This window comes from Corynebacterium qintianiae, assembly GCF_011038645.2.
GTDB lineage: Bacteria > Actinomycetota > Actinomycetes > Mycobacteriales > Mycobacteriaceae > Corynebacterium > Corynebacterium qintianiae.
In genome coordinates this window covers 2,093,738-2,105,722 of the sequence record NZ_CP064955.1, presented here as the reverse complement: position 1 = coordinate 2,105,722, position 11,985 = coordinate 2,093,738, and the positions used below count along the sequence as shown (strand labels likewise).

Annotated in this window: 14 protein-coding genes; 8 read left to right on the top strand and 6 right to left on the bottom strand. The window is 65.4% G+C overall.

Going from position 1 to position 11,985, the window contains the following annotated elements:
• The first annotated feature begins 45 nt into the window (after positions 1–45).
• From G7Y29_RS10210 to G7Y29_RS10200, 3 genes are all read left to right on the top strand, one after another.
• Positions 46–948 (top strand): universal stress protein, encoded by a 903-nt coding sequence (locus G7Y29_RS10210; protein WP_165002460.1) that lies wholly within the window; start codon positions 46–48, stop codon positions 946–948.
• A 103-nt stretch (positions 949–1,051) separates the two neighbouring features.
• Complete coding sequence (locus G7Y29_RS10205) at positions 1,052–1,315, top strand: GlsB/YeaQ/YmgE family stress response membrane protein (RefSeq protein WP_165002492.1); 264 nt, start codon at positions 1,052–1,054, stop codon at positions 1,313–1,315.
• 139 nt (positions 1,316–1,454) lie between these two features.
• Positions 1,455–2,087, top strand: coding sequence for a TetR/AcrR family transcriptional regulator (locus G7Y29_RS10200; protein ID WP_165002459.1), 633 nt, complete (start codon positions 1,455–1,457; stop codon positions 2,085–2,087).
• Here the strand turns inward: G7Y29_RS10200 and yidC are convergent.
• Positions 2,075–3,193 carry a membrane protein insertase YidC gene (gene yidC, locus G7Y29_RS10195; RefSeq protein ID WP_165002458.1) on the bottom strand — a complete coding sequence of 373 codons (1,119 nt, stop codon included), beginning with the start codon at positions 3,191–3,193 and terminating at the stop codon, positions 2,075–2,077. The genes G7Y29_RS10200 and yidC overlap by 13 nt on opposite strands.
• Before the next feature lie 52 nt (positions 3,194–3,245).
• Here yidC and G7Y29_RS10190 point away from each other — a divergent pair, with 52 nt between their 5' ends.
• On the top strand, positions 3,246–4,046 hold the full coding sequence (locus G7Y29_RS10190) for a class E sortase (RefSeq protein ID WP_165002457.1): 801 nt from the start codon (positions 3,246–3,248) through the stop codon (positions 4,044–4,046).
• Entirely contained in the window at positions 4,047–4,199 is a 153-nt protein-coding gene (locus tag G7Y29_RS10185) for a hypothetical protein (RefSeq protein ID WP_165002456.1), read from the top strand. It abuts the gene before it with no gap.
• Positions 4,200–4,205: 6 nt separating this feature from the next.
• Here G7Y29_RS10185 and G7Y29_RS10180 read toward each other — a convergent pair whose 3' ends face one another.
• Genes G7Y29_RS10180 through G7Y29_RS10170 form a run of 3 tightly spaced genes read right to left on the bottom strand, consistent with a single transcriptional unit; the run spans position 4,206 to position 6,765 of the window.
• Positions 4,206–5,171: an SGNH/GDSL hydrolase family protein gene (locus G7Y29_RS10180; protein WP_165002455.1), complete on the bottom strand. Its 966-nt coding sequence runs from the start codon at positions 5,169–5,171 to the stop codon at positions 4,206–4,208.
• Positions 5,171–6,163 (bottom strand): TIGR00730 family Rossman fold protein, encoded by a 993-nt coding sequence (locus tag G7Y29_RS10175; RefSeq protein ID WP_165002454.1) that lies wholly within the window; start codon positions 6,161–6,163, stop codon positions 5,171–5,173. The genes G7Y29_RS10180 and G7Y29_RS10175 overlap by 1 nt, the downstream gene beginning before the upstream one ends.
• Positions 6,160–6,765, bottom strand: a complete 606-nt coding sequence (locus G7Y29_RS10170; protein ID WP_165002453.1) for a DUF2020 domain-containing protein — start codon at positions 6,763–6,765, stop codon at positions 6,160–6,162. The genes G7Y29_RS10175 and G7Y29_RS10170 overlap by 4 nt, the downstream gene beginning before the upstream one ends.
• Here G7Y29_RS10170 and G7Y29_RS10165 point away from each other — a divergent pair.
• Together G7Y29_RS10165 and G7Y29_RS10160 are read left to right on the top strand one after the other, a co-directional pair.
• Positions 6,764–8,014 (top strand): sensor histidine kinase, encoded by a 1,251-nt coding sequence (locus G7Y29_RS10165; protein WP_165002452.1) that lies wholly within the window; start codon positions 6,764–6,766, stop codon positions 8,012–8,014. The two genes, G7Y29_RS10170 and G7Y29_RS10165, sit on opposite strands and share 2 nt — an antisense overlap.
• Positions 8,014–8,652, top strand: a complete 639-nt coding sequence (locus G7Y29_RS10160; protein ID WP_165002451.1) for a response regulator transcription factor — start codon at positions 8,014–8,016, stop codon at positions 8,650–8,652. The genes G7Y29_RS10165 and G7Y29_RS10160 overlap by 1 nt, the downstream gene beginning before the upstream one ends.
• A gap of 9 nt (positions 8,653–8,661) precedes the next feature.
• Here the strand turns inward: G7Y29_RS10160 and G7Y29_RS10155 are convergent, their stop codons facing one another.
• Positions 8,662–9,306, bottom strand: a complete 645-nt coding sequence (locus G7Y29_RS10155) for a DUF6474 family protein (RefSeq protein ID WP_165002450.1) — start codon at positions 9,304–9,306, stop codon at positions 8,662–8,664.
• Between the two features lie 45 nt (positions 9,307–9,351).
• Here G7Y29_RS10155 and G7Y29_RS10150 point away from each other — a divergent pair, with 45 nt between their 5' ends.
• Positions 9,352–10,854, top strand: coding sequence for a TM0106 family RecB-like putative nuclease (locus G7Y29_RS10150; protein ID WP_249399756.1), 1,503 nt, complete (start codon positions 9,352–9,354; stop codon positions 10,852–10,854).
• On the opposite strand, the gene G7Y29_RS10145 is transcribed toward G7Y29_RS10150, so the two are convergent.
• Complete coding sequence (locus G7Y29_RS10145) at positions 10,832–11,971, bottom strand: MFS transporter (protein WP_165002491.1); 1,140 nt, start codon at positions 11,969–11,971, stop codon at positions 10,832–10,834. The two genes, G7Y29_RS10150 and G7Y29_RS10145, sit on opposite strands and share 23 nt — an antisense overlap.
• Positions 11,972–11,985 lie beyond the last annotated feature (14 nt).

The following is an 11,985-nucleotide window of genomic DNA, read 5'->3' as shown; positions in this document are numbered from 1 at the left end:
ACGCCCGCACCGGAGTCCGTTGACTACCGGAAGGGCGTTTTTTAAATGACGAGCGCAGAACGCGAAGACATTGTCATCGTCGCCGTAGACGGCTCCGCAGCCTCCGACAACGCAGTTCGCTGGGCAGCCAATACCGCCGCTAAGCGCGATATTCCCCTGCGGCTCGCTGCGAGCTATACGATGCCCCAGTTCCTTTACGCCGAGGGCATGGTTCCCCCGCAGGAGCTATTCGACGACCTCCAGCACGAAACCATGAAAAAGGTGGACGGCGCCCGTGAACTGGCGCTGAGTGTCGCTCCCGACATCAAGATCGGCCACTCGGTCGCTGAGGGCTCGCCGATTGACATGCTCCTGGAGATGTCCCATGACGCGACGATGATCGTGATGGGTTCCCGCGGTCTCGGTGGCCTGTCCGGCATGGTTCTGGGTTCCGTGTCGGGTGCGGTGGTCTCCCATGCAAACTGCCCGGTCGTGGTGGTCCGCGAAGACAACAATGTCAACGAGGATAACAAGTACGGCCCGGTTGTCGTGGGCGTCGACGGTTCCGATGTGTCCAAGCGCGCGACCGAGGTCGCGTTCGAGGAGGCGAGCGCCCGTGGCGCCGGGTTAGTGGCGGTCCACACGTGGATCGATGCCCCCATTCAGGGCCCGGGCGCGGGTTACGCCATCACGGACGACTACTGGTACGCCATGCAGCAGGAGAAGGAAGAGAAGCTCGCCGCCTATCTCGCTGGATTCGAGGACCAGTACGCGGACGTGAGCGTCAAGAAAGTCATCACCCGCGATCGCCCAGTGCGCGCGTTGACCGAAGCCGCCGAGGGCGCCCAGCTCCTGATCACCGGCTCCCACGGACGCGGGGGATTCAAGGGTATGTTGCTCGGCTCCACGTCCCGCGCGCTGCTGCAGTCCGCACCCTGCCCGATGATGGTTGTCCGGCCCGGAAGCTGATTGGTGTTGACTCGTTACCAAACGGTAAGGGAGTGGCATGGCACATTCAGTGAAAACAATGGATAATTGAAGAGCTGTTTGAAACTATATCGAAGGGACATACATCATGACTTGGGGATTTTTGGGATGGATCATCATCGGCGGCATTGCTGGCTGGATCGCGTCCATGATTAAGGGTCGCGACGCTCAGATGGGCGTCGTGCTTAACATTGTTGTCGGTATCATCGGCGGTCTTCTCGGTGGCTGGCTGCTCGGACTGTTCATGGCGGACCCGATGAGCAACATCTTCATGAGCTTCATCACCTGCCTCATCGGCTCGGTTATCCTGCTCACCTTGGTGAACATGTTCACCGGCTCGCGTCGCTAATATTCGCTGGCTACGACCCCCAGGTGCCGCTTGGCACCGCGGGGGTCGTTTTCTATGCTCACGCGAACTGGTATGAACGTACCGGTATGTCTATATTGAGAGTGGTAATCCGAATCCCATCCAATGAAAAGGGGTATAGGTGACAACCGGCTCTCCGGGCAAGAAGAAGGCCCCCACCCGCCGCCGAAACCGGCCCAGCCCGCGTCAGCGACTTCTCGATGCCGCGACGAAGCTGTTCACAGAGGAGGGCATCCGCGTTATCGGCATCGACCGCATCCTGCGGGAGGCCGACGTTGCAAAGGCCTCGCTGTACTCGCTGCTCGGTTCCAAGGACAACCTGGTTGTCGCCTACTTAGAAAAGCTTGACGACGAATACCGCGCCCGGTGGCAGGCGCGCACCGGCACCACGACGGAGGCGGACGAGAAGATCCTCGCCTTCTTTGACATGGCCATTGAGGAGGAGCCAGAGAAGGACTTCCGCGGCTCGCCTTTCCTCAACGCTGCCACCGAGTACCCGCGGCCGGAAACCGAGTCGGAGAACCGGATCGTCGCGACGGCGACCGCCCACCGCGAGTGGCTGCACTCGACAATGACGCAGCTGCTCACCACCAAAAACGGATACGCTTCGGACGCACAGGCTGACCAGTTGCTCATTTTCCTCGAGGGCGGGCTTTCTGGGTCGCGGTTCCTCCGTGACGTCGGTCCCCTGGAAACGGGACGGCAGCTCGCCACGGATCTCCTCGGCGCTCCGCCTGTGGATTACTCCATCTGAGTATTTTCTTTCTTAGCGCCGCGCTCCCGCTTGTTGGCCTCTCGGATAGCCGCCTTGCGCTCCGCCGAAAGCCGCTTCTTCTCCGCCTTCGCGTCCAGCTTCGCTGCCTTTTCGGCCGCCTTCTCTTCCTTAAGCTCGCGGCGCACTGATGGGAACGTTGCAGGTCGGGTAAGTACGGACATCTTTTTCCGGCGGCGCGTGCGCTGCTTTTCTCGTTTCGCACGGCGCCGCTCCAACTCGGCGTCTTTCGCTTCCGCCATGTGCGCCACGTGGTCGTCGTCAAGCGGAAGAACCCTCACCACAAGGGTCCAGAGGGTGATCGTCTGCAGGAAGGTCCAGAAGTTTCCGCTGACCCAGTACAGCAGCAGTGCGATGGGCACGATGCCGGTCAGACCTGCCATCGTGATGCCGAGCGCGGCCAGCGGCACCATCGCCCACACGAATTTGTAGATGCGGTGCGACATGGGGTTCTCCCACTCCATCGTGGAACGTAGACGGATTTGGGAGAGAACCAGGTTGAAGGTGGTGAAACACACGGCGGCTGTGAGCATTGGGACCGCGAGCGAACGGACGCTGTCAAGCGTCGTGCCCAGATGCGCGAACTGCTCGGGGCTCATGGACATGTAGGCGGGCAGCGGGACTCCTAAGAGCGTGGACTCCCGGAAGGACTCGACCTCCGCTGGGCTGAGCACGCCCAGTGAGCGACCGGCAGACGAGGACGGCACCGCCATCCAAAGGAGAAGCCGGTATAGGCCGAGGAAGAACGGCAGCTGCAGAAGAGCCGGGACGCACCCGGCGAAGGGGTTGAAACTGTATTCCTTGTGCAGGGCCTTCTTCGCCTTTTCCTTCTCCTTCACGCTCTTGGCGGTGACCTGGCCTGCGTATTTCTTCTCGATCCGCGCCAGGTACGGGCGCATGAGGACCAGCAGACGGCTCGTTTTGTACGAGTACCACTGCAGCGGGGCAATGAGACCGCGGATCGTCACCACCAGGAGGATCACGGAGGCGACCCACGAATGGGAGCTCTCTACGCCGAACACGCCTGCAAGCAGCCAGTGCCAGAATTTCATCACCGCGGAGACGGGATAGACAAAGGCTTCAATCATCGGGCAAAAACCACCTGTTTGGTCGACCGGGCAACTGCGTTAATGTTAGGCCATGCCCACCACCCACCCCACACCCGCGACCCGGGTGAGACGGCGCACCAGCCCGAGCCAGGTTGCCGGTGAGGTGCTGCTCACGCTCGGTGTGCTCCTTCTCCTGTTCGCTTTCTATGAGGCATTCTGGACCAACCTGGCCTCGGCCACGTTACAAAACGACGCCCAGGAGACCCTCGAGCAGCAGTGGGTGAACCCGCGCACCACCACTACCCCGGAATTGGGTGACGCGTTCGCCCGCATGTACATTCCCGTGTTCGGTTCGGACTACCAGTTCGCAATTATCGAGGGCGTCGACGAGGAGGAGCTCCTGGCGGGCCCTGGGCGGTACCCGGACACTCAGATGCCGGGGCAGCCGGGAAACTTCGCGGTCGCCGGCCACCGGGTGGGTAAAGGAGCGCCCTTCAACGACCTGGGCAAACTCAACACCTGCGACGCCATCGTGGTGGAGAGGCAGACGCAGTGGGTCACCTACCGGGTTCTGCCCATGTCCGGCGACCCGGCCGAGCGGGCGCGGGAGGCAGCCCCGTGCCTCGGAGGTGGACAGGCGGATCGTGTTGTCGGCGGTGACTACTCCGGCGTGCACGGCCGCCACATCACGCTGCCCAACGACGTCAGCGTTCTCAACCCTGTGCCGGGGACGGGGACGACGGAGGTGGCGCCGGGTGCCGAGGGAATCATGACTCTGACAACGTGCCACCCGCAGTTCTCCAACGCGGAGCGCATGATTATCCACGCCATTCAGACTGAAGTATTGAACAAGGCCGGCGGCCCGCCGTCGGCAATGACGGAGGTGAGCTAGTTGTACGAAGCTCTGTGGCGCACGCTACCCGGCCCGGCCCCGGTGAAGGCGGTGATCGCCCTCGCTCTTGTGGTCGCGGTGTTTTTCTTGCTCATGGAGGTTGTATTCCCGTGGGTGTCCACGCTGATGCCCTACAACGACGTGGTGGTGTGAGCGCGCCTAGCGGCCGATGACCTCGGCGACGGTTTCGGCCATCTCCCGCTGCCCGTTAGGCGTGGGGTGGGCGGGGTAGGAGTTGGTCTCCTCCCCGTCGACGGCCACCCACCGTTCCTTGGGGACGGCGCACGAGGTGTGGTACTCCACATCCTCGGGGAGCACGAAGATTGCCCCGCTCGCCTCGGCGGACTGCTTGACAATGTTGTTGATCGCTGCGGTGAGCCACACCGCCCACTCGACGCCTTCGCGCCCGATGGAATCGGTTAGTGCGCACTGCTGCTCCGTTGACACCAGAGGCGAATAACCCGTGGCGACGACGACCGCGCCGGGAGCCTTGTCGCGGATCGCAGCGTGCATCTCGGTGAGCTTGCCCGGCAGCTCCGCCAGGCGCGTCGCGGTGGGCAGCGCGAACTCGTCGGCGCAGTTGCGGTCCGCGCCCGCGATCATGTCGTTGATGCAGCGAGCGATGTCCGCAAAGCCCATGTCGTTGCCGCCCATGGAAACGGTGATCAGGTCGGCGTCGCTACGCAGCTGGTCGATCTGCGGCTTGATGGCCACGTCCTCATCGCGAACGATGCGCGGTCCCTCCACGTTTTCAGTTGTCGATCCTTGGCAAGTGGCGTCGACAAACTCCACGGATTTGCCGAGGATACGGGCCAGCTGTTTCGGATAGTTGTCTGCCGAGCTGGAGCAGAAGCTCGGGTCCGCCTTCTCGCCGGTGGCGGAGCCCATCGAGGCGTAGGAGTCGCCCATGGCGACGTAGACATCGATGTCGGACGGGTCCATCTCGATCGCGTGCGCCATTGCGGTGGCCTGCACCCTCGTCGGGTCGGGGTCGAGGGTAGGAGTCACACCTAGCGGAGACGCGACGGAGGTGTGGGTGCCAACGTGGTCGATCGGCTCGGACTGGCACCCCGCGAGAACGAGCGCGACGGTGGAGCAGGCGACCACGAACACCGCGCGGCGCATCACATCCACCTCGGGACGGGCGGAACCCAGCGGCGCATGGCATTTAACAGCTCGTCGGCGTCATCGGAAAGGATGAGGGACGCCCGGTCGGCGGGGCGGATGAACCCTTGGGAAATCATATGGTCGATCATAGCAACGAACGGAGCCCAGAACTCGGTGCCGAGCAGGCCGATCGGCTTGCTGTGGTAGCCGAGTTGCTGGGTTGTCCATTGGTCGAATAACTCGTCGAGGGTACCGGCGCCGCCGGGCAGGGCGATCACGGCGTCGCTAAGCTCGCTCATGCGCTGCTTGCGCTCGGCCAGTGTGTCCACCATCTCCAGGCGGGTGAGGCCTTCGTAGCGCAGCTCACGGCTGGCCAGATGGTTGGTGAGCACACCCACGGCCCGCCCCCCGGCCGAGGTTGCGGATTCGGCGACGCGCCCCATGATGCCGAGGCGGGAACCGCCGTACACCAGCGTGATCCCGCCCCGCGCCAGGGCCTCGCCCAAGTTTGCCGCCAGCGTCAGGTTAACCGGGTTTGTGCCAGGGTTCGCTCCGGCGAAAACGGAAACCGCGTCCACCTCGCGTTCGCGCAACGCAGGGAAGACCTCGCGGGCGAGCAGGGGCGCGAGGCCCGCGAGACCCCGGATGCCGCAATCCCGCGGGTCGATCCAGGCAACCTCCTCGATTTCCCCGGCCGCCACCGGCTCGCAGGGCATCTCCCCCGACGCGGCGGGCCTGCGGATGAACACCGACGCGCTGACTTGAAACCCTGGCTCGTTCGAGGCCGGGGCGGTGAAATCGCCGACGAATCCCAGCTCCTCGGCGTCAATCTCGACGCCGACCTCCTCCCGCGTCTCGCGCAGTGCGGTGTCCACGGGGGATTCGTCCCCCTCCGGCTTGCCACCCGGGAGCTGGAAGCGGGGGCTGCCCACTTTACGCACGCAGAGCACGCGGCCGGCGTCGTCGCGGAGGACGACAGCGGCCACGCGGATCAGGTGGGGGACGGTCACAGGCCCAGGGTAGCGATAACTTGCTCCGCCACAACCTGAGCCTTGACCGACTCGTTCTGGTTGGAGAACACGGTCACGGCCACGGGCCCCTTCGCCACGGAGTACACCGCGCCCTCCCGGCCTGGCACAGCGCCGCCGCCGTGGCGGCCACCGTTCCAACCCTCCGGGTCGTCCGCGGGCTCGGTGTGCTCTACGGGCGCCGCCCAATCCACAACGGCCATCGCGTCCTCCGCGCTGCCCATGTGCCTGACCAGCACCGTCAGCATCGGATCTTCCGGGTATGACCAAAACTGGCAGGCGGGGGTGTCAAAGCGCTGGTCCACGCCGACGCCGGTCACCCGTTGCCCGTTCGCCTCCGCGACCCACTGCGCGTCAAGGTACGGGCACTGGCCGGCCGGGTCCCGTTGGGTGACGGGAAGCTCGGTGACGGGCAGGTCCTGATCCGCCGGGGCGGCCGCGGGCTCTACCGCGGTTTCAGCCGAGGGTTCCACCTGGGTCTCACCTGCGGGATCGGCGGCGCAACCGGCGACGACCCCGGCCGCAGCCACCGCTGCGGCGACGGCGGATAGATGGTGCCCGCGGGTGGGTAATGTATTGCGCATGAGCTCCAGACTAGTGATGGTGAGCAAGGAGCCCCCGGGCATCGCCGATAACAAGGCGCTTGACACCGGAATCACGGTGCTGTCGGTATCGCTGCTGGTGATCTCGCTGGCCGCTCTGCTGCGCATGCCGCTGAATTCCGCGCTGCTCCACATAGTCCTGGTTACAGGATTCTCGTTCCTGTTGTTCTACGGCCTCGTGGACATGCCGCGATGGGGGCGCGTTGCCCAGGCCGGGTGGCTCATGGCGTTGACGGGGGTGTGGATCGCCGACATGATGGTCACACCGCTGGCCGTCTACTGGGTGTTTATCCTCTTCTTCGTTTACCTGCGCACGTTCAACGACTGGCGCGGTGTGGTCTGGGTCGCCCTCGGCCTGGGGATTTCGGTCGGTGCCCAGGTTCCCACCGGGCTTACGGTGGGAGGCGTGATTGGCCCGGTGCTCTCCGCACTGGTGGTCATCGCCACCAACTACGCGTTCACCACCATCGCCCGCGTGAGCAGGGAACGTGAGGCGCTTATCGACGAGCTCCTGGCCACGCGAAAGCAACTCGCGGCGTCGGAGCGGGAGGCCGGTGTGGCCCAGGAACGCGAACGCCTCGCCCATGAGATACACGACACGGTGGCGCAGGGCCTTTCGAGCATCCAGATGCTGCTCCACGCCGCGGACCGCGACCTTGCCGCGACGGGCCTGGGTCCAACAGCCCTCGCGCCGGCGAAGTCGCGCATTGAGACGGCGCGACGGGCGGCGTCCAACAACCTGGCGGAAACGCGGGCGATGATTGCCGCGCTCACCCCGGCGCCTCTGACGGAGGCATCGCTGCACCAGGCGCTCGGGCGGATCGCGCGGGATTTCTCCGAGGTGGGCGGCACCGTCATCGAGGTGGAGTCGGACGGATCGCCGATGTTGCTACCCATGCGCTGCGAGGCTGGGTTGCTGCGCATCGCGCAGGGCGCAGTGTCCAACGCAGTGCAGCACTCGGGAGCGTCGAGAATCCGCGTCACCTTGACCTACAACCCGGATGACGTGCGCTTGGACGTGGTGGACAACGGCCGTGGCTTCGACCCCGCGGCTCTGGAGAACTCCCCGACGGGTCTCGGACACCTCGGTCTGTCGGCCATGCGCACTAGGGCTGAGGAGCTGGGCGGGGAACTAGTGGTGGAGTCCGCCCCCGGCGGACCGACCGCGGTGTCGGTCGCGGTCCCAGCTGAGGCGCCGGGTAACATCAACCAAAAGATGGAGGAGGGCTAATGATTCGTGTGCTGCTGGCGGACGACCACCAGATAGTCAGGCTCGGGCTCCGCGCCGTGTTGGAAGAGGCCGAGGACATCGAGGTCGTCGGCGAGGTTGCGACGGCGGAAAGTGCGATCTCGACAGCCCAGGCCGGCGGCATCGACGTCATCCTTATGGACCTGCGCTTCGGCGCGGGAGCCGAGGGCGCGAAGGTGACCACCGGTGCGGAGGCGACCGCCGAGATCCGCCGCACGATGGCCAACCCGCCGCAGGTCCTGGTGGTGACAAACTACGACACGGACGCGGACATCCTCGGCGCGATCGAGGCGGGGGCCGTCGGGTACCTGCTCAAAGACGCCCCCCCAGCGGAGCTCGTGGCGGCTGTGCGCTCCGCCGCGCGTGGCGACGCTGCGCTCTCGCTCGTCGTCCGCACGCGCCTGGAAACGCGTGACCGCACCCCGCGGTTTTCGCTCACCCCGCGCGAGCTGGAGGTGTTGCAGCTTGTCGCCGGTGGCGCGTCGAACCGGGAGATCGGCCACGATCTCATGCTTTCCGAGGCGACCGTGAAGTCCCACCTCGTGCACATCTACGACAAGCTCGGGGTGCGCTCGCGTACCTCGGCCGTGGCCTCAGCCCGCGAGCAGGGAGTGCTCTAAAGACAGCTGCTAGCGGCTGGTCTTTTCCTGGATTTCACCGGTAACCTCGTCGAGCTCGCGCTCAATGGAGGAGTGGGCGAGACGCTGCTGCTCCGGGTTCAGCCGCTCGGCGTTGCGCACGGCCTGCTCCAGCTCGTCGAGACGCACATCGACATCCTTGATGAAGCTGGATGACAGGGCCGGGGTGTCGTGGAGCCTGTCGGTGTTGCCGCGCAGAGCGTCGATGCGGGCCTTGAGCTCCGCGCCGCGGCCCGAGTACCGCGACAGATCCTGCGAGCTCAGGCCCATTGTGTTCGCGCGGGACTCGATGCGGTTCTGCTGGTAAGAGGTCATCGCCTTGTACGCCAGCGGCAGGAGAACAGGGACGAGGACGCGTGCCGCGCCTACCCAGTTCTTCGCCTTTTTCTGCGTCAGGCCCGACTGCTCGATGCGCTTGAGCTGGGTCTCTGCGAGCTTCTTCTCGTGTTTGCGCTTGCGCTTCAGGCCCTTCTTCTCCTCGTTGAGCAGGCGTTTCTCGGCCTTGTCCAGGAGTTTTGCGGTGCGGTGCTCCTGCTTTGCCTCGTTCTTGGCCAGCTGACGGGCACGCACCTCGGCTGCCTTAATGTCCGCCTTGGTCTTTGCGCGGTTTTTGCGGATCGTTTCGATGATTCCCATGTGACCTACCTTACCTGTCAACGGGCCTATAGGATTGGGAGCGCTGTGAGCGAAATTCATCTTGTCCGCGCCTCCGATCTGGTGGGCTGCCGTTACCGCCTGCGCCAGCGCCACACCCACCCCGATGTGCCGCCGTTGCCTGAGTCCCTGGCCCGCCAGCCGCAGATTGACGCGGGCCGCGCCGCCGTTTTGTCATCTCTTCCGGTCAAGCGTGCGCTGGGTGACGGCAGGGGCAAGGTGTTCACGCGCGTCGACCTCGACCCGGCGGACACAGTCGCAGAGTTGGAGGCGCGCACCCGCTCCGCCCTGAAGGCCGGTGCGCACCTGATCACCAACGGGGTGCTGACCGGCCGAATTGAGGGGGTGGACGTTGTCGCGGAGATCGACATACTCGCGCGGACGGAGACCGGCACCAAGACGTACATGCCCGTGATGATTTCCAACCACCGCGTCGCCCGGGCGTCGACAAGCGCGAAGCTCGATGTCGTGCCCACACACCGCCTCTCGCTCAGCGCGCCGCTTCCGACGGGGGCGAAGCTGCGCCACCACACCTCCGACGGGTACCGACTCGCCCTGGCGCACCTGCTGCTCGGGGATTTCGCCGACGGCCGCGCCGCGCTGGTGGGCCAAGACCGTTCGCGCGCGTACCTCGCACCTGTGGAACGCTTCATCCAGCCGCTGATAGAGACGCTCAACGCGCCGATCCCGATGGAGCCGCGCCGCCTGAAGCAGTGCGCGTCGTGCCGCTTCTGGCCGTTGTGCGAGCCGAGGCTCGAGGAGATGGACGACATCTCCCTGGTGTTCCCGGGCGGTCGCGCCGACAGCTACCGCGACGCGGGGCTGGATACGGTGCAATCGCTTATCGACGCCCGCATCGGCGAGCCCTCCGCTATCGCGCGTGCGTGGCGCGACAACATTCCAGTGCTCAAGCGCGTGCCGGTAACGACCGTTCCGCGCGCCGACGTAGAGATCGACATCGACATGGAGGCTTACCTCGACCAGGGGGCTTACCTGTGGGGGACGTTCGACGGTGAAACCTACAGGCCCTTCGCGACGTGGGACGAGGTCGGTGGAGAGTGGGAGGAGGCCAATTTCGGCGACTTCTGGGAGTGGCTCATGTCCGAGCGCGCCCGCGCCAGCGCCGAGGGCAAGACCTTTGCGGCGTACTGCTACGCGGCGGGTGGTGAGAACCACTGGCTGAAGTCCTCGGCGAAGCGGTTCGGCTCGGCGGATGAGGAGCAGGTGCGCGAGTTCATCGCCTCCGACGAGTGGGTGGACGTGTTCGCGCACGTCAGGCGGCAGCTGGTGGGCACCGACGGGTTGGGCCTCAAAGTGCTCGGTCCCGTCGTCGGGTTCGAGTGGGAGGACGACGACGTCGACGGTGAACGCTCCGTGGCACTGCGACGGGCTGCGCGGCTGGGGGACGCGTCCGCGCGCGAGATGCTCCTGCGCTACAACGAAGACGACTGCCGCGCGACCCGGGCCGTGCGCCAATTTCTCACCGACGGTGCGCCCGGGGTGCCGCTTATTTCCGACGTCGCTCCCTGAGCGCTAGGGCGAGGGCCACGGCGACCAGGACGGACAAAAGCGCGGCCAGCACGCTGATGAACCCCCACCAGGGCAGCGCCTCGAAGGCCGCGCCCGTCGCCGCCCCCACAAGCGACGAGCCCATGTAATACGCGAAAAGATACAGGCTGGACGCCTCCGCCCGGTCGTGGTCCACCATCTGACCTACCCATCCCGAGGCCGTCGAATGCATGGCGAAGAAGCTCGCGGTGAACAGCAGAAGACCGACGAGAGTGACCCACAAGTTCCCGCTCGCCGCCGCGCCCGCGCCAGCGAGCATGAGCACAGCGCCAGCGAGCACCACGCGGCCGCGCCCGAAGCGGCCGACAAGGGAGCCCGCCCGGGCCGAGGACCACGTGCCCGACAGGTACATCACGAACACCAGGCCCGCCAATGACGCGGGCAGACCGAAGTGGTCAATGGCGCGGTAGCCGAAATAGTTGTACATGGAGACGAACACGCCCATGCCGATGAAAGCGGTGGCATAGAGCGCCAGCAGCCGTGGATTCCGCAGGTGGGCAATGGTCACGCGTGCTTCGGACGCGGGCCGGATTGACTCCTTAGGGGTGAAGTTGCGCTGTTTCGGCAGGATGACCGCTACCGTAACCGCGAGCGCGACGGCGAACACCGAGGAAGCTAGCAGGGCCCACCGCCACGAGGTGAACTCGATCAGTCCCGAGGGGATGAGCCGGCCAGTCAGCCCGCCAATCGTGGTGCCCGCAACGTAGAGACCCATCGCGCCGGGCAGGTCATCGCTGTCCAGCTCCTCCGAGAGCCACGTCATGGCCACTGCCGGCGCGCCCGCGATCATCGCCCCTTGCACTGCGCGCAGCGCGATGAGCTGTCCCGCCGATTGCGCGAGCGGGAGGGTCAAGCCGATGAGGGTGGCCGACAACGCCGAGATGACGAGGATGCGGCCGCGCCCGTACTTCTCCGAGAGGATGGAGAACGGGACGACGAAGACCGCGAGGGCGCCCGTGGCGACGGACACCGTCAGCGCCGCTGTGGAGGGGGCTATGCCCATCTCCGTCGAAAGCACTGGCAGCAGAGATTGGGTGGCGTACAAGGAGTTGAAGATGGCGAGGCCGACCGCCAACATCGCTAGCGTCGCTC